The sequence below is a fragment of the Runella sp. genome, assembly GCF_027484545.1.
In the GTDB taxonomy this organism is placed as follows: Bacteria; Bacteroidota; Bacteroidia; order Cytophagales; family Spirosomataceae; genus Runella.
The window spans coordinates 1-23,232 of the sequence record NZ_JAIXST010000340.1 but is presented as its reverse complement, the minus strand read 5'-3'; the positions used below and the strand labels follow the sequence as shown (position 1 = coordinate 23,232).

Here is a 23,232-nt window from a genome sequence, read left to right as displayed (position 1 = left end):
GACCATAATTTACAAAAAGAACCGATACTTTGATGTCCAGAGATTATTTCCTGAACTTTCTCTCGTTTGAACTCCTCACTGAATATCCGCCTTTGACGAATCTTTAAATTTGTACTTTTCTTAGGCCTTGAATTTTGTTCGCTCATAAAATAAGTTGATTTTACGTCAACCTACTTTAGGTAATGACATACTGTATACATTGAAGAATGTACTATCAATTTATTCAATTATTTTTCGATAACCTGTTCATAAATTATGAGTTAAGAGTTTTTTACGAATACATCGGATAATGAATTGTAAAATTAAGGGCAAAAAAAAGGGCGGATACTATCTGCCCTTTTTTTGTTCAACTAACCCAAAAAATTACCAAGGCTTTTATTTTCTATCCTTAGTGTTTTTAAATAGCGTTCTCTGATTATTGCAACAACCACATTTTTGAGAATTGGTCGTCTACAGCGGGTGACAAAGTACTCACCCCAAGGTCATAGGCCACTTTATTTTGACCCAACTCATTGCCCGGATAGCGGTAACGAACCGGGAATGGGAAGCCTGTCAAACGGCCATTGTTGAAAATATTAGGTAAACCGGTACGGCGTAAGTCTAAATACGCTTCTGACGAAACAAGGAACAAAGCAAGCCATTTCTGGTCAGCAATTTTTGCCAATTGACCTGCTTTATCGGCAGGTAATGTAATGCTTGATTGTGCCAAGTATTTATCAATGTCGGCCTGTTTTACACCCCAACGCAACAATGAATTGGTAATACCTTTACGGTAGTACGTATCAGCGCTTCCTGAAATCAGTCCTTTTGCGGCGGCTTCTGCCAAAATGAACTGAACTTCGTCACTGTTCATGATTTGGGCTTTCAGCAAAGCATGTTTGTTTTGACGGAACAATTGAGAGAATTGAGATACTTTAAAGTTGCCCACAACACCACCTGCTGCCGTATTGTAGTGACCGTTTCCATTTTTCCAATCGCTCAACATCCCCGCGATAAACCCTACGTATGGTTTGTCAGTATCAGTGATATTGGAAGTTTGGGCTGACATGTCTTTGTTGTTCAAATCCAGGTATTCCCATTTCGAAGTGTATGTAAATCCATTCGGGTCAGTGGTCGTAAAGCTAACTCCATCTTTAGTTTTATCAGTAGTCCACGGCATTTCAACGGGAGCTACCCAAATATTCAAACGAGGGTCTTTCAAATCCGTCAATTTGTCAACTAAGGTTTTGCAGGGTCTTCTTTTATTGAATTCATCTACTGAGCCCCAGTTGATGGTTCCGCCTTTCCATGAGTTATCAGCCGTTACCCCTACGTAAGCTATAGAAGCATTTTCAGTGGCATCGGTTAAAAGAGGAGAGTTCAGCAGCGCCGTTATTTTTGTGCCTGCATCCGTCATCTTACTTGAAGCTCGCATCAATAAACGCAATTTCAATGAGTTGGCGAATTTTATCCACTTGGTTTTGTCTCCGCCAAACATGATGTCGTAGCTTTTATCAATAGGCTCCGTACCAGCAGTCATAAGCGCCGTAGCATCGTCCAATTCCTTCAACAAACCTGCGTAAGTGGCAGTTTGTTTGTCGTATTTAGGATACAAAATTCCTTCACGGGCTTTCAGGGCTTCTGTGTAGTAAACATCACCATAAAAGTCGGTCATGAACGAAAACAACAATACGCGGAACGTAATAAAGATACCTTTATGAGTTTTTGATGCTCTTTTATCCGCCAAACCGATGGAGCCATCTACCAATTTAAGAATGTTCATGGCAGAGTACATATCGTCGATGGGTGACTTAAAGCCGGAGTAGAAGTTGTCGCCGCTTTGGTAGTTGCTTTGCATGTGTTGAACGGCGCTGGGAAGGCGACGGTTGTCAAAGCTCATTCCCTGATAAAACAGCGAAGTTTGTTTGATTACAGAGGCCAATAAAAAGGGATCATTGACGGATTCGACCGCGTCTAACTGCTGCACAGTATCATACACCCTTAATTCATCTTTGCTGCAGGAGAATACGCCCGCCACCAAGACAAATGCGAATATTTTTGAAAACGATTTCATATCTTTTGATTTACAAATGAAGTTTACTGTTAAAAATCAAGTGAAAGCTTAAATCCATACGAACGAATGCTCGGTAAAGTCGCTCTCAGAATTCCTTGGTTAGTTCCTACACCGCTAAAAGCTGATTCGGGGTCTTCGTTACGGCCAGAGGCATTCCATTGGAACACATTTCTGCCAATCAACGCAAACGTTACATTGCTTAAATTATACTTGCTTGTGATTGCTTTTGGTAATGTATAAGCAAGCGTAATTTCTCTCATCTTAAAGTTGGTTGCATCATACGTTCTGGTAGCCGAGAAGTTCCAGATGATGTCACCGTAGCCATTGTAAGGGAAATCATAGAAGGTATTCTTAGGATCCGCTCCGTTAACAATGTAATCAGCATCGGTAGCTTTGGCCGGGTCACCTTTGTAATCAGGATTTAAGAATACTCCTTTTACGTAGCTGGCATCTTGGAAATTAGAGCGTTTGTCGTTGTTGTTAGAATTAATGGCAGCGTATTGGCTGGCGTTCTCAGCTGGCCAAACCAAACCACCGTTTTCAGCATCACGACCTCCCACCCAATAAGGATTATTCGCGCCAGAACCCAGAGTCGTAGTAGCTCTACCGTTCGATTCTGCATATTGCTGATTAACGGATACATATTTTCCACCTTTACGAAAGCTACCTACCAATCCAAGCGTAAATTGTTTGTATTTAAGCGTAGAATTTAAGCCTAAGATAAAATCAGGGTTAAAGTTGCCCAATTTACCGCGGTCTCTCTCGTCGCTGGATTTTTGAATTTTACCTTCCGAACCATCCAATAGCGGCATACCTGCATATTTACCCGTTTGAACTCTCTTTACCGGGTTTTCTTCGTAAATACTTCCGATTACTTCTCCTTCGGCAATTTTTACTTTGGTCTTTCCATCATAACTGGCAAACACGTAGCCGGACGGGGCAAATTTGTCAGACAAACGGGTGATTTTAGCTTTGTAGTGAGTAAAACTGGCCGAAATATCCCAAGTCAAATCTTTGGTTTTGATGGGTGTAAAGTTTAAACCCCACTCAAATCCTTGGTTGCGTACATCACCAATGTTTGTCAACAGACCGGTATAACCTGTTCCCTGAACCAAAGGAATATTGTCAATCTGGTCTTTTTGGTCTTTTACGAAATATGTAAAGTCAAATTTGATTCTATTGTGCAGCATCCAAATATCTGTTCCAATTTCTTTAGAAACGGAGTGTTGTGCTTTCAGAGCTGGATCTACAAGACTTGCGTTCAAGCTTACTGTATTGATTGAACCCCAAGGGCTAGCATCATAGCTATAGGTATCAATTGATCTTCTTCTTACCAAGCCATTTCCTACGTCAGCGTAGTTCAAGCGAGCTTTTACCAAATTGAAGAACTGTGGTAATTTAAAGGTTTCGGAAGCCACCCAACTCAATGAAGCCGAAGGGTAGAAATAGCTGATTTTTTCCTGTGAGTAAGCCCCTTTCCAGTCGTTACGTCCGGTCACTTCTAAGAATAGTTGGCTATTGTATCCAAAGTTAGCAGTTCCGTAGGCACTTACTGATTGACCTACTAAGTAAGGACTATTACCACTATTTGGAGTACCGCTTACCGTTAACGTTCCCGCTTTGATATTTCCGACTGTAAATAGCGATGGCGAACTTAAATCACCTCCTATGATTTCCATAGCATTGGCATTGGTATAGCGGTAGTTACCACCCCCTGCTACTGTTACCGATAACTTGCCAAAATTTTGATTATAGGTAAGAATCGCGTCAGTGTTGGCCTCTACACTGCTGGTATTACCAGTCACAAATTGTCCAAATGCGTCTCCTTTTCCTCCCCAAGACTGTCTCAACTCATAATTCTCTTTTACGTTTTGCATTCCTGTGCGGACCAATAAAGAGAAAGGTTTAGACAATTGCCAATCCAACTGTACTTTACCGAAATAATTATCGCGGCCAAATTTGTGGATTTTTTCGTAGGTATTCCACCAAGGATTGTTTTGAGCTACATCGATTCCGTTATCTTTCATAATAGCGCCATTTTGACGAACTCCGGCAAATCCTGTTAACCAGTAATCCCGCATCTGGTCAAGTGGCTGTAAGTTGGTAGGGATATTAAACAGCAAATCGTTCAATACACTGTTAGAGCCTGTCGTGTTTTGTTTATTAGGCGAGAACGTTTTAATGTAGCTTCCGCTCACCGAAACCCGAACGTCTTTGGTCAGATTGTAAGTAGTATTGAGGCTGAAAGATTTCTGGTCTGTTTTGGTGTTTGGCATTACCCCTTTATTGTTCATATCCGAGATAGAGAAGCGGAAAGAACCTTTGTCATAATTGCCCGTTACCCCAATGGTATTCGTCATCGTACTTCCGTTTCGCAAATACGCTTTTACCCGGTCTTCATTGGCGGAAACCATTGGGCCGGTTTTCCACTGCTTGGCTGTTACGTCCCAATAATTCGACGAAAACTTGCCATCCAATTTAGGTCCCCACGTATCGGTATTGTCATATTGCCATTCGTAGGCTCTTTCCCCTTGTCCATAACCCATTTGCTCCGGGAAAAACTGATAGGCTCTATCCGTCGTAGCTGAAGTAGTATAACTTACCCCAATTCCTTTTTTCAGACCTGCACCCGACTTGGTGGTAATCATGATAACACCATTTCCGCCTTCAGCACCATACAAAGCACCGGCACTACCGCCCTTCAGGATGGTAACCGAAGCAATATCTTCCGGGTTTAATTGAGAGAGAATATTACCAAAGTCTACCCCGTCTTTATTCGTAAATGATTGAGTACCTACCGGAATACCGTTGATTACATACAAAGGTTGGCTTTTCAAAGAAACGTTGGCGTCGCTCAACGTTGGCATCGCCGACGTACCGCGAATGTTAACCAACACCGAAGAAGTTGGGTCGCTGCTGATGTTGGTCAGGTTAACCCCGCTTACCTTACCGTCTAAGGATTTCAATAGGTTAGGGTTTCCCGCTTTTACGATGTCTTCTGATTTTAATTCACCTACGGAGAAAGCCAATGAGCGCTTTTCTCGGCTGATTCCTAAGGCAGTTACGACTACTTCTTGTAGATTTTCGGCACCTGGTTCCATAGTTACGTCAATGACACTTTTGGTTCCTACTGGCATCTCTACTAATGTGTAACCCACAAAAGAGAAAACCAATGTCGGATTATTGCCGGTTACTTCAATGGTATAGTTACCTGAGGCATTACTGCTGGAGCCTTTTTGTGTCCCTTTGAGAACTATGTTTACGCCGGGCATCCCGTTACCGCCTTCTTTGGAGGTGATTTTGCCCGTTACGGTTCGGACTTGCGCCCACGCCGTACCAAAGCCGACCCCCACAACCATCGCAGTGATGAGAAGAGGCCTCAACATTTGTTGGAGGATAGATCTAAATTTCATAATTTTATTGGATTGGTTAAAAGATTGGTACTCACAAATACTACAGGCACATACTGTTAGGACTACTGAAGTGAAAAATATTTTTAAAATGAACTTACCCAAAGGATAGTTGCAACTAATTGAAAATAAGGTCTATATGGTATGATATTGGTCATGCCATACTTAATATCCGATAAATAAATAAAAGATAGGTATTGTGTAGAGATAGGACGAGGTAGTTCCCCGATTTTTTATTGGAAAGAATTTAAAATGGTGTGGATAGCAGGAATAGCTGTATGATTAAAGTACGGCGGCTAAATCTACTCGCTCACGCAAAAATTGCTTTGCTTTCACGAGTTGATTTTTGACCGTATTTTTTGATATTCTCATGAGTTCGGCAATCTCCTGATAGGATTTGCCTTCTTCTACATTCAACTTTAAGATTTGCTTACGTTTTTCCGATAAGGAATCTATCCCAGCTCGGAGTAAGATAATTTTTGCTTCTTCGGCTTCGGTTGCTCCATCGTGCATTTCTTCCATTCTGTCCATGTATTGTTGCCTGAGAAATTGACTCTTTTCCATTTTTTTGAAATGGTCAAATGCCAGGTTCCTTAAACAGGTAAATAAATAGGAATTGAAGTTCAAATCAGGGTTAATTTGGTTACGTTTTTCCCAGATTTTTATAAATACATCGTGAATCATGTTTTCTGCTTCCTCTTCATCTTTGACAAGCGAAACACAAAACTTAATCGCGGGGGTTTTGTAATGATTGTACAGCTCCGCAAAGGCTATTTGATCTCCTTGGATAACTTTCCGCAGAATGTATTCGTTGATGCAGGCCATGGTGTAAGGTAGTAGGATAAAGGTTTTGACATAGACTCCGAAATCATCAGACAATCACTGATCTGTGAAGTAAAAGTACACCATCGTACAAAACAAACCGTCTCAATTTGCGTAAATATATCCTCAAATTGCGCAAACTTAAAATGTGATAATAAAAATATAATACTAGACTATGCTTAGGCGTATTTTCATCTTTTGCTAACCTTAAAATTTAATGGTTACGTAATAGCCCTGCAAAGCTCCAATGAAGTATTATTTATGAAAACGTCATTGTCTTGCCATGAAACTGTATATCTCCAAGGGACTTTATAGGTCGATGAACCTGCTCACCATAACGCTTCTGTTTTTTATCGCAGTAAGGGGGCAGGAGAAGGTATCGGTTTATGCTGATGCGGCATTTTGGCAGGAAACGCATGAAGCCTATCCACTGCCAAAGGGCATGGAAAATAGTGAAGTAAGAAGCATAGTTATAGATGCGGAAGAAAATACCTGGATAGCGACGGCCGCAGGTGTTTTTATAAAGAAAGCCAAACATGCTCTCTGGAAAACTGTACAAACGGGAGCCGATCAAGGACCGGCTTTCTCGGTGACGACTGATGCCCAATCGAATGTATGGGTGGGAACTTGGAAAGGAGTGTACCGCTTTAAGAATAATCAACTTAAATTAATCCCCGGTCCGGAGGCGCCTGTTTCTGTCGTGTGTGCTGCTTCCAAAGGTGTATACGCCATTGGCCCCAAAGGAATATGGTTTTTCGACGGCCAAAATTTTAGTAAAAAAAACTACGAAATCCCTCGGTCAGTCCGTGATGCGGTGGCCGATAATCAGGGTGGATTGTGGCTCGCGAGTGATGTCGGATTGTATTATATTAATAAGGAAGAAAAAACGACCGTTTTACGAGGTCAGGATGAAGTAATAAGCGGATATATAAAAGGTATTACAACCGGGCCGAATCAACAACTTTGGGCCGGTGGATTGGGCGGTGTCAGTATCATTGATCATTTCAAAAAAAAGCGGGCGATTACTCCAACGGAGGGCTTGCCAAGTGTGTATGTCACCTGTATCAAGACAGATGCTGAAGGTACGGTTTGGGTAGGGACTGAGAAAGGCGTCGTGCGTTATTATGTTGATGGCACTCATTCGTTGCGTTTTAGTCGACGTTGGTTGCTTGATGACTACGTCAAAGACATTGCTTTTGATGAAAATGGAAATGCCTGGATAGCGACTTTGAAAGGGATAAGTGTCATTAAACGCCAAAAAATGACCTTGGCTCAGAAAAATGACTATTTTCAGGAGGTGTTGCTAAAACGTCATATCCGTGCTCCGTGGATAGCTGGGCAATGTCGCTTGGAAAAAGCAGGAGACCTTACCACTTGGCAACCTGAAGATGATGACAACGATGGCGAATATACGGGTAACTACCTCGTCATGGAAAGTTTTAGGTATGCTGCTTCAAAGAGTTCTGATGCGAAAGAAAATGCCCGAAAAGCATTTGGTTTTCTGAAATTATTGCAGGAAGTTACGGATACGGATGGTTTTTTTGCCCGTACGATTGTACCTTCTGATTGGACCAATGTACACGATGGAAATCAAACCTACACACCGCAACAGTTGGCTGAAGAGTTGGTAAAAGAGCCGCGTTTCAAACCCGTTGAAATCCGATGGAGAAAATCCAAAGATAGTAAATGGCTTTGGAAAGGGGATACCAGCAGCGACGAAATGTGCGGACACATGTTCGGTTATTATTTTTATTATGAATTGGTAGCTGACGAGGCCGAAAAAGCAGTAGTTCGCAAACACGTGGTGCGGATTGTGGATTACCTCATTACCCACAAATACAATTTTGTAGATGTCGATGGCAAACCTACGCGTTGGTCAGTGTGGTCGCCGGACCAAATTAATCGTGACCCCGAGTGGACACCTGATAAAAGCCAAAACTCAATGGAAATGTTGGCCTTCCTCAAATTGGCCCACTACATGACTAACGATGATAAATACCAAAAGGAATACCTGCGGCTAATCAATCAAGAGCATTATCTGGAAAATATGGCTAATGTGATTCATCAAAACCCGGCGTGGTTTATCTATTTTGATGTCATGTTGCAAGCCTACGTTTATCCTATTCTTATAAAATGCGAGAACGACCCCAAGCGATTGGCTTTTTACCAAAAACACATGGATGATTGGTTTGAAAAACGCAAAGGCGACCATAACCCGCTCATCAATTTCATTTATTGCTATTCAAGAAATAAAAAGGTAGAGCTTCAAAATTCGGTTGATTTCTTGGTTGATACTCCCCTCGACCTCATAGATTGGCCGATTGACCATTCCAAACGCGAAGATGTCAGGATAGTGCGGGAGCCGGTGTTGGAAGATGAACAAGTCAATATATTACAACCTCCAAGTCTTCGCATGACGGTTCGTTGGGATAAAAACCCTTGGACTGCCAAAGGAGGTGATCCTTCCCGTGAACGCGAACCCGTTTTTTGGCAACTTCCTTACTGGATGGGGCGCTATCTGGGTATGATTCGTTAGCGCTACTATTCATTTCTATTATCACAAATCACTCACTTAATTTATTTATGTCAACTATTAAATCAATCCTCTTGTGGAGTTTTTGCGTGGGTCTTTTTGTCTCTTGCAGCAAAAAATCAACGACGCAACCCGTTCACGAAGATGTACCTTTTCTGCAAGATTACAGCGTTAAATATTATTCTCAACCCTCAGACGGAATGCTGCTTTCTGCTTTTAGCGACCGCAACGGCGTTATCAAAATGCTTTCAACCTCTGGTTTATTCCAACCTTACGACGGGCAGTTTTTGTACCACGGAAAGTTACAGGCCGATGGCACGTATCGCCCCCTCAAAAACAAGAAAGTAACGGCATTGAGTATCTATGAAGAGCAATTTGTGTTTTTGGACGATAAAACGGTATTGAGCAACTCATGGGCCGGAAAACTGTTTTCTAAGCATCAACTTCCTGCGGCGCGACTTTTTGCGGGAGGGAAAGATTTTACGTTTTTGATTTCAGATGGTAAGTCCTTACAACTGATTAAAGATTCTACTTCGCTTTGGAAGGGGGGCAGTGAAGATGAAGTACTTTCGATTCGATACCAAAGCGATGCCGCAACCTTTTGGATTTTGGGTAAAAAATCAGTTCAAACGCTGACGTTAGCCGACAACAAACTGACCAAAGTTTTTGAGGGAACTGGTTTCACGGCTTTCGATGTAACAGCCGATGCAAAAAAACTCATCGTCGGAACCAATGACGGTTATTTGGAATTTGATATTGCAACCAAAAAACAAAGGGGCGAAATTCAGAAAAAACTGCCATGGATAGAAATAACGGCTGTGAAAGTAATTGGCGATAAAGTTTGGTTTGGTACCACCAATGGTGCTTTTGCACTTCGCTCTGATGGTAAATTTGATTATTATAACGGTGAACGTTGGTTACCGGGCAATAGCGTCGTCCATATTTCCGAAGGACCCAAAAAGTCAGTTTTGATATTGACAACTGCCGGGTTGGGACAGATTTGTTTCAAAGAAATGACGCTGCACGACAAAGCAATGTATTATGAAGAGCAGGTTCGCAGTCGCCACATTCGGAACGGATTTAACGCTTCGTTAGACAACATGGAAAAAGGCAATATTGCTTCGGGTTATTTGGCTGACTCCGACAACGACGGTCTTTGGACTTCGATGTATTTAGGAGGAGAGATTTTTCGCTATGCCGCGACCAAAGACGCAGATGCGCTCAAAAATTGCCGCGAAGCGTTAGACGCTATGGAGCGTCTTTATACCATCAATCCTATTCCGGGTTTTCCTTCCCGTTCGTTTGAAAGAAGCGGTTATATTTCTCAGCTTTCTGACCCTGACCGTTGGCAACATGCTCTCGACCCTGAATGGGATTGGAAAGCGACGACGAGCAGCGACGAAGCCGTTGGACATATCTTTGCCTTTGGGGCCATGGCGGAATTGATAGATGACCCCGACATGAAAAGTCGTGCGATTACGCTCATTGATACGCTCATGGCGCACATCGTCAAAAACAATTATTACCTGATTGACTTTGATGGTAAACCTACCGCTTGGGGACGCTGGAGCCCGGACTATGTTAATGCATTTCCCAAAAACGTCGGCGACCGTAAGATTACTTCTTCTAATATTGTAGCGATGCTGCAAACGGCTTATCATTTTACGAAGAAAGAAAAGTATAAGGAGAAGGCGTTTGAATTGATGCAAAAACACGGCTATTTAGAAAATCTGATGCGGCCGATGAAAGAAATCAGTCCCGCGCCCGGCGAAGCCGATGATCTCAGTAAACTCCTCTCCGATGGTTGGAATCACTCTGACGACGAAATGTATTTTGTGAGTTATTGGGGATTGTATCGTTATGCTTTCAACGATACGCTCAAGGCCAAATACAAAGAAGCGATTATCGACCATTGGCAAATAGAACGCCCCGAAAAAGAAGGAGCCTGGAACATCTTTACGGCATTGACAGGGGCTCAGGAATTTGATTTGAAAGAAGCGGTTTGGTATTTGCAGGAACACCCGCTCGACCTTATTGACTGGGCAATTTCGAATAGCCACCGTAAAGACGTTGAAAAAATAGCCCCTAATTTCCGTAATCAGACCCTCAAAGAAGTGTTGCCCCCCGACGAACGACCTGTGCAGCGTCATAATGGAAACATGTTTCAATTAGACCGTGCAGGCAGCAACGGTACTTCTGAGCACAGCGCCGGCGATATTTGGCTTTTGCCGTATTGGATGGGAAGGTATTTGGGCGTAATCAGCGAGCCAAAGAAGTAGAGAATATTCAAAAAATCAGTAAAAAATAGACTGTCGGTTTTTGGGCAGTCTATTTTTTGTTAACCAAAGCCTTAACAATTTACCACAAATGGTGCACCTGTGATTTAATGTATTTCGAGTAAATGGCGTTGACGGCAGACAGCTTTTCTGAAGTTAAATCAGGAATACCCAATGCTTCTAAGTTGGCCGTTGCCTGTTCGGGACGGGAAGCACCTGGAATAATGGTACTTACTGCCGCAAATTGTAAAATCCAACGAAGGGCTACGGGAGCAAGATTCGCATAAGCAGGAAATAAGGTCTTCAATTCTTCTACGGCAGCCAAACCCGTTTCATAGTCAATACCTGAAAAAGTTTCGCCTTTGTCAAATTGTTCACCATTGCGGTTAAAGAAACGGTGGTCGCCTGCGGTAAAAGTCGAATTTTTAGAAAATTTCCCCGTCAATAAGCCGCTTGCCAAAGGGACGCGTACGATAACGCCCACATTTTTCTTTTGCGCCTGTTCAAAAAACAATTCCGCAGGGCGTTGACGAAACATGTTAAAGATGATTTGAACAGTTGTAACATTCTCAAATTCAATTCCTTTGAGTGCTTCTTCCACTTTTTCAACACTGATGCCAAGATTCAGGATTTTACCTTCGTCTTTCAATCGGTCAAACAATTCAAAAATTTCGGGTCGGTAATAGACTTCAGTAGGCGGACAGTGCAGTTGAATCAAATCAAGCGTTTCGAGCCCCATATTTTTGAGACTGTCTTCCACAAATTTGCGCAGTATGGCAGGCTGATACGCCTCGTTGACGTGTGGATTTAATTGGCGACCGCACTTGGTAGCTACATAAATACGTTCCGAACGACTTTTGACGAATTTTCCTACGGCTTTTTCGCTTTCACCTGCTCCGTATACATCGGCAGTATCAATAAAGTTAATTCCTGAATCTACAGCAGCATGAAGGATTTTTTCGGCGTTTTCGTGGCTGAACTCATCGCCCCATTTGCCGCCAACCTGCCATGTACCCAGACTTATTTCTGAAATTTCAAATCCTGTTTTTCCTAATTTTCGGTAATTCATCGGTAGTATTAAGTTGATCGTTTATTCATAGACAAGAATCGCAAAAAGTGTTACAACGGTTTTTGAGCTTTACGCTGCATTCGTTGTTGCCATTTTTTCTGAATTTTGTAAGAAAGCCACGCACCTGCGGCACCTGTTACTGCTCCTGCCAGTACATCGCTTGGGTAATGCACACCTAAGCGCATTCGTGAGTAACCAATGGCTCCTGCCCATGCGTACGCAGGCACAATGACGTACCATTTTCGGTAATTGATTGCTAAAGTGGTGGCAGTGGCAAAAGCTGTAGTTGTATGTCCGGATGGAAAAGAATAATTGGGTTCTTCACCTTCTATTCGAGCTACAAAAAGAGAGGGTTGTGCGATAAACGGGCGTTCGCGTAATACGATTCTTTTGGTGATTTGTGTAACTGCATTTCCAATAACAAACCCTCCTAGTGCCTGCCATCCTTGACTTTGTAACGTTTTGTTTTTGGTTGAAAAACCCGCTATCAACAACCCAGCGGGCAGTGCCAAACTTACAGGGGTAGCAGTGGACGACAGGAATTTTTCGACACTCACGTTGGTCGGTTGAATAGGACCATAGATGTTTTGAAGTAAGTGAGTATTCAAGTGTTGGGCGCTTATTTTCCACGAAAACAAGCACAGGAAGAAGAGGTATTTTTTCACGTACAGAAATCTAAATTGAGGGATGCTAAGTCAAATATAGCTTTGCCACTGCAATCAGCAATACGGAGGCCAAAATATAACGCAATGTTTGAAGATTGAATTTAAAACTGCCTTGATAAGCGCCCAGCGTTCCGCCAATCAAAGCGGCTATTAGCCAAGTACTTAGTTGTGTATTGGGAACAAATCCTTTTTGAAAAAGCCCGTATAAACCCGACATGGAATTGACAAAAATAAATAAAGCGGAAACGGCTGCCGTTTCTTTGACTCGTCCCCATCCCAACAATAAAATCACGGGACTCAGAATAATACCGCCTCCAATTCCCAACATTCCCGACAATACTCCAATCGCTGCTCCAATCAACAAACTGAGCCACAGCACAACGGGCTTTGTTTCTTTTTTATCAACCGGTTGAAACAGCATTCGTGCAATGGCAATGGCCAATGCCATGGCCAGAAGTTTTTTGTACAATGAATCAGTAATGGGTAAGGTAGCTCCAATGTAGGATAAGGGAATACTTGTAATCACAAACGGCCAAAATAAATTCCATCGAAAATGCCCGGCACGGTAGTATTGGATAAAGGCAATAAGGGAAACAAATACGTTAAGAATCAATGCCGAAGATTTCATCAAAGCGGGTGAAGTGCCAAAGAGGGCCATCAATGCCAAATAACCGCTCGCTCCGCCGTGCCCGACAGAAGCGTACAAAAAAGCCATGATACCTATCAATAACAGTTGCCAATAATCTTGCATGAGTCAGGAATACGTTATTTCTTCAAATATATAACGACTTCGTAACTTATACAACTTTGCCTATGAGGCTTATCCTTTACGTCTGATTCTGAATAGTTTAACCAATGGACTTACGTAATCTTCCTTGGCGTCAATCGCTACGTAATTAATGTCGTTTTGTCGTGCAAATTGCTCAATTTTTTTGCTAAGGTGAGAAAAGTCCTGCCGTATTCGACGGCGGAACCAAAGTGAAGAAGTATTAATCCAAGTCGTTTTATTTGTTTCGGGGTCACGCATGGGGATAATACCCAAACGAGGTAGGTTCGTTTCGCGTTGATCAAGGAGGTGAACCATGACCAAATCGTGTTTCCGAGCCAAGGCGCGAAGGTTGTGTTCGTAGTTTTTGTCAATAAAATCGGAAACAAAAATAACTACACTCCGACGTTTGACTACCTTGAGTGTAAATAAAATAGCTTCCGCAAGATTCGTTTTCAGAGATTGAGGTTTTAGTTTATATAATTCCGTAATCAACTGATAACCATGCTTCATGCCGTTGGAAGGGCGAATGTATTTTTCTTTTTGATCGGAAAAACATAATAAGCCAACGTGGCTTGCTTCCTGAATGGCCGAAAGAGCTAATACACCGCAGATCTCTTTAGCGGTGTCCAATTTAACATGTGTGGCTTCTCCTACCTGTTGCGAGCCACTCACGTCCAGCAGAAAGAAAACGGTCTGTTCTTTCTCTTCCCGAAAGATTTTTACAAAGGTCCCGTGGCCTTTGGCCGATACGTTCCAGTCAATTGTACGCACATCATCGCCGTATTGGTATTCGCGCAAGTCGGTAAATTCCAAGCCTGAACCTTTAAAAACGGAACGAAAACTGCCTCGCATATCGGCATTGACGGCCTTACGAATCCGAATCTCGTACTGACGTATCTTGGTTATAAATTGCTCAATCATTCGTAATTTTGTAGCTGAACCATTCAAAAATACAAAAATCAGCCATGATACCCCGCTTATTGTTTCCTTTTTTAATCCTAACGGTTTTACTGACCGGTTGCCAAGATGACCCAAAAATTCCCGAAGGGACACTTTCAGAAGCAAAAATGACTCAAATCCTGACCGATATGCACTTACTCGAAGCACGGGTAGGGCGTTTGGGAATGACTTCACTTGATTCTTCCACGATTGTAACGGAATATTTGAAACAGAAAATCTTCAAAAAATACGGTACAGATTCTGCTGCTTATAATCGCAGTTACCAGTTTTATTCAACCAACCCTGTTTTTATGGAGCGGATTTATACCGACGTAGTTAAAAAATTGGAAACTCGTCAAAAGAAAAAAGATTATAAAGGTTTGTAGTATGGCTCTTTCGGAAGAACTCAAAAGGGCGATTATCCAAATGCCTCAAAAAGAAAAAGACAAGTTGCTTCTTCGGCTGGTTGCCAAAGATTCTAATTTGGTACAACGTTTTGAATTTGAACTGATTGAACACGGAGATACAGTTCAAATACGCCGTGATGATATCAAACAGAGAATCTTAAAAGTAGCGGCAAGAACGCACGATACGCCGGGTTGGATGATGATGGATATGAGGAGTTTTAGCGGAGAAATAAGCCAACACGTCAAAATTACCAAAGATAAATACGGTGAGATTGAGTTGAGTATTTACCTGTTTCTGACTTTTTTTGAGCATCAATCCGCTCTATTGCTCATTCACAACAGCCGCAGCGACTCGTGTGCAGAATACATTGCTAAGAAAGTGGATAGCTTAGTGAAGAAGCTGAACAAATTTAACCCCGATTACTTTGTAGATTTTGAACGGGATGTGCAAAAGCTATTGAATTATGTACACAGCCACTGCTCTAAGAACTATGCACGTACCTTGGAAATTCCGAAGCAGTGGCCATAATTATTTCTTAACTGCCATCACCATTTTGATGTCAAGTTTGGCTCCAATGGCCAATACATCCACTAAGTCCTGTACAGAGATAGACTGGTCCACTTGCAAGATTACGGTCTTTTCTTCCACTCCGGCAAAAATAGTTTGAAGCTGAGTTTCCAATTGATCTTTAGCTATCGGTTGGCGGTCAATAAAATATTCCTTGTCAGCATTTACGGCTATAGTGGTTTGCTTCTTTTGCATTTGCTGAGCAGCCGACGCTTTAGGCAACATCATTTTAATGACGTTGGGATTCACCATCGTAGAAATAATTAAAAAGAACAGCATCAGGAAGAACATGATGTCATTCAATGATTCGGTAAATACCTTGGGCACAAATGCTTTTTTTCGACGGATTTTCATGGTTATAAAGTAAACTGTTAATGGTTACCGGTTATCCGAAACTTAATTTCTCTTCCTATAAACGGATAACACTACTTAACGGCTTGTAATCGGTTTTTGCAAAACGTCTAAGAAATCAAATGCGCCTGCCTGAAGTTTTAGGGCAAGACGGTCTATTTTCATATTGAGCATGTGATAGCCCATATACGCAATCAAACCTACGATCAAACCCGCGCCGGAAGTAACCATTTTTTCGTACATACCACTTGCAATGGTACTGATATTGAAGTCGTTTGATTGCGAAATGCTGTAGAATATATTGATAATGCCTGAGATAGTACCAACGAACCCTAGCATGGGCGCGATACCCGCAATTACTCCCAAATAGGCAAGATTGCTTTCTAAACGAGCCAATTCAATTTGGCTGGCATTTTCAATCGTACTTTCAATGTCTTTGATAGTATAACCAATCCTTCCTACGGCTTTTTCAAAAATTCGCCCCGCAGCTGAGCGTTGATTACGGCACAGCGATTCGGCAGATTTGATGTTGCCCTGCTGCACAAAATCCTTCATATTATCAATGAAACTATTTTCGATTTTTCCGTTGGCATTGATAGCTAACCAACGTTCGATAATAAGAAACAAGGTTGCGAAAAACATAAGTAGGAGAGGAATCATTACCCATCCTCCTTTCATTACTAAGTCAAATAAAGAAATTCCTGAGGCAGAAGCAGCGGTAGTAGCTACGGAATCAACGGCGGTTTGCGCTTGAAGTAGAATCATTACTGTTAGGTTTTTGCTGTGTCAAAAACGGAAAGATTTGGTGGAATATTGTTTAGAGAGTTCAAATATACAAATTTCTCGCCTTTATGGCCTTAAATACCCTGCTTGGCTATAGGTTATTAGGCTGAAAATTGAAAAATCCCGGATAGAATGGTATTTTTATGTCAATCCTGTCTTTTAAGTGTATTGTTGAAAACATTCTTTTGATGACTCGTTCTTCGGACATTAGTAAAAACGACACATCCATTATTCGTTTTGTTGATACTGCTTCTCCCCATTATCATGCCGGAGAAATCAGTTTACTCAATTCGGTTGACTGTGTTATTTTTGGATTTTATGGCACAGAGCTTCATGTATTGTTGCACAAATTCCTTTATGACCCCTTTAAAGGTTATTGGGCGTTATTGGGAGGTTTTGTGCATCCCGACGAAAATATTGATGATGCGGCTCGCAATACCGTTGAACGCCTAACTGGTTTGATAAACGTCTATATGGAGCAGGTATACACGTTTGGAAACGTATCTCGGGTACCCACAGAGCGTGTTATTACGACCTGCTATTATGCACTTATTGAGGTTGAGCCAACGCTTCCTAAACTTTCGCATGAGTATGGTGCTACGTGGTGGCCTATCTCTAAAGTGGCTCAATTAGACTTGGTGTATGACCACCCTCAGATGTTTGAAAAAGCACTGGAGCAACTTCGCCGTAAGGTGCGTTATCAGCCGATTGGATTTGAGCTTTTACCCGAAAAGTTTACCATGCTGGAACTCCGAAATTTGTACGAATCAATCATGGGGCGTCCTTTGGATAAACGGAATTTCAGCAAAAAAATTCTGAATATGAATCTTTTGGTCAAATTGAAAGAAAAGCAAAAAGGAACCTCTCGTCGAGGTGCTTACTTTTTTTGTTTTGATGAAAAACGCTATCAGGAATTGCTTTCTAAAGGACTTCTGTTTGAAATCTAAAAGAGTCAAAAAAGAAGTTTATCGAAATAAAGGACCCCACTCATCGGGAATATCATTGGATTTGTCAAAGCTGTTGACCCACTCAATAAAAAGTAGTCTGAATTCTTCAATGGCATCGCGAAGCACTTTTAGATAGCGCGTTTCCTTAAAACCCATCATCTTGAGGCCTGAAGTCTGGGTCAATAAACTACGGGCATGGATTTTGATAACGACGGCGTTTTCCATCCGTAAGGTATATAAATCGCCTCCCTCGGCTCCTGCGATTTTGGCGCAGATAATGCTCGCATCTTCAAACAACAATCCACGGTAGTGCGCCATAAAATCATCTTCTTCGTCAATCAATTCCATCAATGAATCTACAATTTCAAAAATTTCGCGCGCCTTTTTCATAATTGGCATATTTTCAACACGGTCATGTTCTCGTTGAAAATCTCGTTTTGCCTCTTCAGAATTAAACTCTTCTCCATCAAAATCCTCCTCATCATCATCGTCGTCATCAAAAATCGCCATAGCATTGGTTTTTATTCGGCTGCAATTTCTAAAACTTTTGGTTTTGAAACAAAATAGGTATTTCTGTAAGGTGCCACATGACAAGCATTGGGGCATGATTGTTCTAATTTTCAATAGCTTGTAAACTAAAAATTAAGGAGTTTTTGTAAATTGAAACCCAAAACATTTCCCAACAAACTTTATGAATAAATTATCCCTTCTCTTAGTAGCGGTTTCAGTCAGTATTAATGCCTTTTGTCAGGAAGTAAAAGAAAACAAAGGGTTCTATCAATTCCTTACCGACGACCCCAATCAAAAACCTTTTTATTCTGACCGTCAGGGAGTTGTTGCTTCCAATGGAATGGTAGCCTCGGCACACCCTGAAGCATCCAAAGTAGGTATAGACATCTTAAAAAAGGGAGGAAACGCCACCGATGCTGCCGTGGCGGTACAGTTTGCGCTGGCGGTTGTTCACCCGTCAGCCGGTAATATTGGCGGTGGAGGTTTTTTTGTGTATCGTACAAGAAAAGGTAAAAATTATACCCTCGATTTTCGGGAAAAAGCCCCGCTCAAAGGTCATAAAGATATGTACTTGGATGCCAAAGGAGATGTTATTCCAGGTCTTAGCCTTACGGGGCATTTGGCAAGTGGGGTGCCTGGCTCAGTAGATGGAATGGTAGAAGTCCACAAAAAATTTGGTAATCTCCCTTGGAATATGCTTCTTCAACCCGCCATTGATTTGGCAGAAAAAGGGGTTATATTAACTGCAAAAGAAGCTACTGGCCTGAATCGTATCAAAAACGATCTTCTGAAAGTAAACTCTGATACTACCTATTTTCGTCTCCCTGATGGGCGTGAATGGAAGGCGGGGGATTTGCTCGTTCAGAAAGATTTAGGAAAAACCCTCCGTCGAATTCAGGAAAAGGGTAGAGCTGGATTTTATGAAGGCGAGACGGCTGCATTGCTGGTAGCCGAAATGGAAAGAGGAAAAGGGTTTATTACCGATGAAGACCTCAACCAATATCACTCTGCCTGGCGTACGCCGTTGGTTGGGCAATACAAAGACTATAAGCTCATTACGATGCCACCTGTTTCGAGTGGCGGTGTGGCTTTGTTGCAACTTTTGAAATTTGTAGAGCCTTATCCACTCAAACGTTGGGGATGGCACGCTGACTCTACCATTCAGGTAATGATTGAGGCAGAACGCCGCGTGTATGCCGACAGAGCAAAGTTTTTGGGCGACCCCGACTTTGTTAAAGTTCCTGTAAGAGAGTTAATTAGTCCAGATTACCTCAAACAACGCTGGGAAGATTTTGACTTTAATAAAGCTTCGGAAAGCAAAGTGGTGAAGGGCGGATATATTCCCACGTATGAGAGTTTAGAAACTACGCACTTTTCGATTGTGGATAAAGAAGGTAATGCCGTATCGGTGACGACAACCCTCAACGGAGGCTATGGTAGTCGTGTGGTGGTGAAAGGTGCAGGTTTTTTTATGAACAATGAAATGGACGATTTTAGTATCAAGCCAGGTGTTCCTAATATGTTTGGCCTGATTGGGAGCGAAGCCAACGCCATTGCACCCAGTAAACGAATGTTGTCTTCTATGACGCCAACGATTGTAGAAAAAGGTAAAAAATTGTACATGGTGGTAGGTACGCCGGGCGGCTCTACAATTATTACGTCGGTTTTTCAGACAATCCTCAACGTACTTGAACACGGTATGACCATGCAGGAGTCTGTCAATGCCTTTAAATTTCACCACCAATGGCTTCCCGACAAAACAACCTTTGAAAGTGGTGCTTTTACAGAAGGGGTAATTCAAAGACTTCAGTCGCGCGGGTATATCCTTGAAATGCAACGGAATACCATCGGACGCATGGATTGTATTCTTGTGCGCCCCGACGGTACTTTGGAAGGCGGTTCTGACCCCCGTGGTGATGACACAAGTGTTGGATACTGATTCGAACCCTTCTTCTAAACCTATAAGGTTTTTAAAACCTTATAGGTTTGTCTATGGAAATGGCCCAAAAGTGATGTTGGGTTTTCACGGCATTGGTCAGGACCACCGTTGTTTCTTGCCATTGGTCGAAGTTTTGAAAGAGCAATACACCTTTTATTTGTTTGATTTGCCTTTTCATGGCCAAAGCCCTGTCCTTACCACTGAAAAACTGACGTTGGCAGAATGGAAAGCTTTTTTAGAAGATTTTTTAAGTATAAATAAGATTGAGAGATTTTCAATTGTGGGCTTTAGTATGGGAGGAAAGTTTGCTTTGGCTACCCTTCAACTCTTTCCCAACCGTATCGAATCCTGCTGGCTTTTGGCGCCCGACGGTATTACTGAAAGCCCTTGGTATCGACTAGCTACGCGGTTTTGGTTGAGCAAAAATCTGTTTCGATTCTTTGTAAGCAATGTCAGTCGTTTTAAGAAATTGGCAGAATTGTTAGTGAGTATGGGTTTAGTTGAAAAAAGCGCTGTCAAATTTGCCGAAACAACCCTTTCAACTCCTGAGCAACGCGAACGAGTGTATCGTTCGTGGATAGGTTTTAGCCTGATTCGGGCCGATATGAAACTTGTTGCCCAATTGGTTAAGAAAAACAAAATTGATGTAAAGATTTTTCTCGGAAAACACGATGCCTTACTGCCTGTTCATTATGTACTTCCTCTTACCAAACAATTGCCTGAATTGAAGCCAATTATTTTAAAAACAGGACATCATCGGCTGATTGAAAAGGTGGCGGACTGGTTTCGACAGGTTTAATAAATACTGTCTTAAAATGCCAACTCTTGCCATCCTTCGCTGTAAAGGTTTGGGCTTTGAAGTAATTGTTGGGGCGTTCCGTAATCATCAGTGCGCCCATTTTCGATAATATAAATACGGTTTGCTTGGCGAGCAGTTTGAACTTTGTGCGTTATTAACAAAACAGTCATTGTTGTCCTCAGATGCTGTAAAAGTTGCAATACAAATTGCTCCGTGTTTTTATCCATCGAAGCGGTAGCCTCATCAAGTAGCAATAATTGTGGCTTTTGCCACAAGGCACGCGCCAGTGCCACCAACTGTTTTTGTCCGCCCGACAAATTAATTCCTTCTTCACCTACCAATGTCAGATAACTTTGAGGCAACTGTTCAAAAAAATAGCCAAACCCCAAATCTTTACAAAACTGAACTACTTCTTTGGGTTGGGCGAGTTTGCCTAAAACGATATTTTCTAACAGTGTACCGTTGAAAATCTTAATTTCCTGCGGGACAACGCCTATATTTTCCCGCCAGAAGCCTGTATCTACTGTTCGTAAATCTTGGCCGTTTATGCTTACTTCGCCTGACTCCCAATCGTAAAATTTCTGCAAAATCTGCATCAGTGTGCTTTTCCCATGGCCACTTTCGCCCAATAAAGCAATCGTTTCGCCTTTGTGAAGCTCCAACGAAATATTTTTGAGCAAAGCCGAACGCCCCGCAAAACGAAAAGAAAGGCTTTTGACAATCAATGACTCAAAAACAAACTCCTTTTGCTCGTCCTGATTTGTAATCGCGCGGCGAACTGTCGGGACGCTTCCGGATTCGGATTTGTAATCCGAATTTACAGTATTACTCATTTCACTTTCCAAACTCGTAAACTCGTACATCCGTTCAAAGGCGATGCGGGCTTCCTGAAGTTGAATATTAAGCGTGGCCAATCGCCCCACAGCCCCTATCATCCCTGATGCAATGCCAATGACAGCCATCATTTCGCCCACTTTGAGCTGTTTTTGTAAAACCAATATCGACAAAACTGACAGCATCGCTACCGTCATTAGCACCCCAAAAACCTCCGCCCAAATTCCGTAGCGAGTTCCCAAAAGCCCCAAGTTGTATGACTTTTGCTGAAATGATTGATAAATAGCTTGGGTAGTTTTGGTGAAAAAATCTTCTCGCCCTGCTGCTTTTATGGCTCCTATTCCCGTGATGGTATCTACATACTCACTCTCTACTCGCGCGTAGCCCGCCATTACCGCCCGTTGGTGTTGCATAATGCGCCGATCGCCACACCAACCAACCGAAAAAAGGCAAACTTACCAACGTAAGTGCCCCAACCTCCACCGAATACACAAAGACAAATACTGCTGAAATCACCACTACCAAAAAATCAATCAGCACACTACCCGCCAAGGACGCAATAACCGACTGAATACGGCGCGTATCGTGCATTCGGGCAATGAGGTCGCCTGTTTTGCGGGTATCAAAAAACGATTTGGGTAATCGAATCAATTTCTCGTAGAAACTCCCCGCGACGCGATTATTGAAACTTTGGGCTTGGCGAAGCAAAAACAAGGCTCGAAGGTAGGTGATACCCGAACGTATCAACAAAAGCAAACCCAACAGCACCAACCCGATGATGAGTTTTTCGGTATTTTGTTGGGGCAAAATCTCATCAATTAGTTTTTGCGAAAAAAGAGACATTCCTAATCCCAACACCGCAACTACTACGCCCAGTACGGCCGCAATCATCAAAATAGGCAACTCTTCTTGAATCAGGCTTTTGAGCCAGCGTAATTTTTGACCGGTAGTACTCGCGTTTTTCTGAAAGCGCTCCGTAGGCGTCAATTGAAGCAAAATCTTGGATTTCCAAATCGCCTCTAACTCACTTTCACTCATCTCTACCACACCCTTAGCAGGGTCACTAATCACAAAAAAACCTGTTTTTTTTGTTCCCCCACTGGGGGCTAGGGGGCTGGGGCTGGCCACCACATAATGCTCCAATTTCCCTTCCATCACTACGTGCAGGATAACAGGATGGGGTAACTCATACAGCATTTCGATACTTTCAGCTTCAAACCCCTCGGCCTCCAGCCCTATTTGTTGGGCTGCCTGACATAATCCCAACAGTGTAGTGCCTTGCTTAGAAGTGCCACTCAAGGCCCGAAGCCGCTCCAACGACACCTCTCCCCCAAAATGCCGCACCACTGATGCCAAGCAAGCTACACCACAATCGCTTTGGTCTTGTTGGCGAATGAAAGGAATTTTATTTTTTTTCATTACCCACAATCTCTAAATTAATTCCCGCTGTAATATTTTGTGTGTTAACCCTTTTGTCCTGTTATTTTTGTTTTCAAAATCACAATTATGGCAAAAGTAAAAATTGAAATCACAACTGATATAGGCGAAACTGTTTTAG

19 protein-coding genes are annotated in these 23,232 nt (G+C 42.3%); 7 read left to right on the top strand and 12 right to left on the bottom strand.

All coding sequences use genetic code 11. The features are described from left to right. Positions 1-415: 415 nt before the first annotated feature. The 3 genes from Q0081_RS30395 to Q0081_RS30385 all read right to left on the bottom strand — a co-directional run bounded on the left by Q0081_RS30395 (position 416) and on the right by Q0081_RS30385 (position 6,288). Complete coding sequence (locus Q0081_RS30395) at positions 416-2,053, bottom strand: SusD/RagB family nutrient-binding outer membrane lipoprotein (protein ID WP_298362531.1); 1,638 nt, start codon at positions 2,051-2,053, stop codon at positions 416-418. A 29-nt stretch (positions 2,054-2,082) separates the two neighbouring features. Continuing rightward, positions 2,083-5,466: a SusC/RagA family TonB-linked outer membrane protein gene (locus Q0081_RS30390; RefSeq protein WP_298362527.1), complete on the bottom strand. Its 3,384-nt coding sequence runs from the start codon at positions 5,464-5,466 to the stop codon at positions 2,083-2,085. A 279-nt stretch (positions 5,467-5,745) separates the two neighbouring features. Then, a complete protein-coding gene (locus Q0081_RS30385; protein ID WP_298362534.1) occupies positions 5,746-6,288 on the bottom strand; it encodes an RNA polymerase sigma-70 factor in 543 nt (180 codons plus the stop codon). Between the two features lie 280 nt (positions 6,289-6,568). Here Q0081_RS30385 and Q0081_RS30380 point away from each other — a divergent pair, with 280 nt between their 5' ends. Then, a complete protein-coding gene (locus Q0081_RS30380) occupies positions 6,569-8,821 on the top strand; it encodes a two-component regulator propeller domain-containing protein (RefSeq protein ID WP_298362524.1) in 2,253 nt (750 codons plus the stop codon). Positions 8,822-8,868: 47 nt separating this feature from the next. Continuing rightward, positions 8,869-11,097: a hypothetical protein gene (locus Q0081_RS30375; protein ID WP_298362521.1), complete on the top strand. Its 2,229-nt coding sequence runs from the start codon at positions 8,869-8,871 to the stop codon at positions 11,095-11,097. A gap of 79 nt (positions 11,098-11,176) precedes the next feature. Here Q0081_RS30375 and Q0081_RS30370 read toward each other — a convergent pair whose 3' ends face one another. From Q0081_RS30370 to Q0081_RS30355, 4 genes are all read right to left on the bottom strand, one after another. Next, positions 11,177-12,163: an aldo/keto reductase gene (locus Q0081_RS30370; RefSeq protein ID WP_298362518.1), complete on the bottom strand. Its 987-nt coding sequence runs from the start codon at positions 12,161-12,163 to the stop codon at positions 11,177-11,179. Positions 12,164-12,213: 50 nt separating this feature from the next. Further along, positions 12,214-12,828: a phosphatase PAP2 family protein gene (locus Q0081_RS30365; RefSeq protein WP_298362514.1), complete on the bottom strand. Its 615-nt coding sequence runs from the start codon at positions 12,826-12,828 to the stop codon at positions 12,214-12,216. A gap of 25 nt (positions 12,829-12,853) precedes the next feature. Then, complete coding sequence (locus Q0081_RS30360) at positions 12,854-13,579, bottom strand: sulfite exporter TauE/SafE family protein (RefSeq protein WP_298362510.1); 726 nt, start codon at positions 13,577-13,579, stop codon at positions 12,854-12,856. A 69-nt stretch (positions 13,580-13,648) separates the two neighbouring features. Continuing rightward, entirely contained in the window at positions 13,649-14,518 is an 870-nt protein-coding gene (locus Q0081_RS30355; protein ID WP_298362506.1) for a DUF58 domain-containing protein, read from the bottom strand. Positions 14,519-14,562: 44 nt separating this feature from the next. On the opposite strand from Q0081_RS30355, the gene Q0081_RS30350 reads away from it, so the two are divergent. Next, on the top strand, positions 14,563-14,922 hold the full coding sequence (locus tag Q0081_RS30350; protein ID WP_298362503.1) for a DUF4296 domain-containing protein: 360 nt from the start codon (positions 14,563-14,565) through the stop codon (positions 14,920-14,922). Position 14,923: 1 nt separating this feature from the next. Further along, the gene (locus Q0081_RS30345; protein WP_298362500.1) at positions 14,924-15,472 is read left to right on the top strand and encodes a hypothetical protein; all 549 of its coding nucleotides are present in this window, start codon (positions 14,924-14,926) and stop codon (positions 15,470-15,472) included. On the opposite strand, the gene Q0081_RS30340 is transcribed toward Q0081_RS30345, so the two are convergent. Both Q0081_RS30340 and Q0081_RS30335 read right to left on the bottom strand, forming a co-directional pair. Further along, positions 15,473-15,865 carry a biopolymer transporter ExbD gene (locus tag Q0081_RS30340; RefSeq protein WP_298362497.1) on the bottom strand — a complete coding sequence of 131 codons (393 nt, stop codon included), beginning with the start codon at positions 15,863-15,865 and terminating at the stop codon, positions 15,473-15,475. Between the two features lie 75 nt (positions 15,866-15,940). Further along, entirely contained in the window at positions 15,941-16,627 is a 687-nt protein-coding gene (locus Q0081_RS30335; RefSeq protein ID WP_298362494.1) for a MotA/TolQ/ExbB proton channel family protein, read from the bottom strand. Between the two features lie 206 nt (positions 16,628-16,833). Between Q0081_RS30335 and Q0081_RS30330 the strand changes: the two genes are divergently transcribed. Then, positions 16,834-17,592: an NrtR DNA-binding winged helix domain-containing protein gene (locus Q0081_RS30330; RefSeq protein WP_298362491.1), complete on the top strand. Its 759-nt coding sequence runs from the start codon at positions 16,834-16,836 to the stop codon at positions 17,590-17,592. A gap of 18 nt (positions 17,593-17,610) precedes the next feature. On the opposite strand, the gene Q0081_RS30325 is transcribed toward Q0081_RS30330, so the two are convergent. Beyond that, on the bottom strand, positions 17,611-18,102 hold the full coding sequence (locus Q0081_RS30325) for a hypothetical protein (protein ID WP_298362488.1): 492 nt from the start codon (positions 18,100-18,102) through the stop codon (positions 17,611-17,613). Between the two features lie 181 nt (positions 18,103-18,283). On the opposite strand from Q0081_RS30325, the gene ggt reads away from it, so the two are divergent. Together ggt and Q0081_RS30315 are read left to right on the top strand one after the other, a co-directional pair. After that, positions 18,284-20,041, top strand: coding sequence for a gamma-glutamyltransferase (gene ggt, locus Q0081_RS30320; RefSeq protein WP_298362485.1), 1,758 nt, complete (start codon positions 18,284-18,286; stop codon positions 20,039-20,041). Further along, entirely contained in the window at positions 20,019-20,840 is an 822-nt protein-coding gene (locus Q0081_RS30315; protein ID WP_298362483.1) for an alpha/beta fold hydrolase, read from the top strand. Before ggt ends, Q0081_RS30315 begins: the two co-directional genes overlap by 23 nt. 11 nt (positions 20,841-20,851) lie before the next feature. On the opposite strand, the gene Q0081_RS30310 is transcribed toward Q0081_RS30315, so the two are convergent. Together Q0081_RS30310 and Q0081_RS30305 are read right to left on the bottom strand one after the other, a co-directional pair. Continuing rightward, positions 20,852-22,087, bottom strand: coding sequence for a peptidase domain-containing ABC transporter (locus Q0081_RS30310; RefSeq protein ID WP_298362481.1), 1,236 nt, complete (start codon positions 22,085-22,087; stop codon positions 20,852-20,854). Further along, a complete protein-coding gene (locus Q0081_RS30305) occupies positions 22,038-23,093 on the bottom strand; it encodes a cysteine peptidase family C39 domain-containing protein (RefSeq protein ID WP_298362478.1) in 1,056 nt (351 codons plus the stop codon). Before Q0081_RS30305 ends, Q0081_RS30310 begins: the two co-directional genes overlap by 50 nt. Positions 23,094-23,232: the final 139 nt, after the last annotated feature.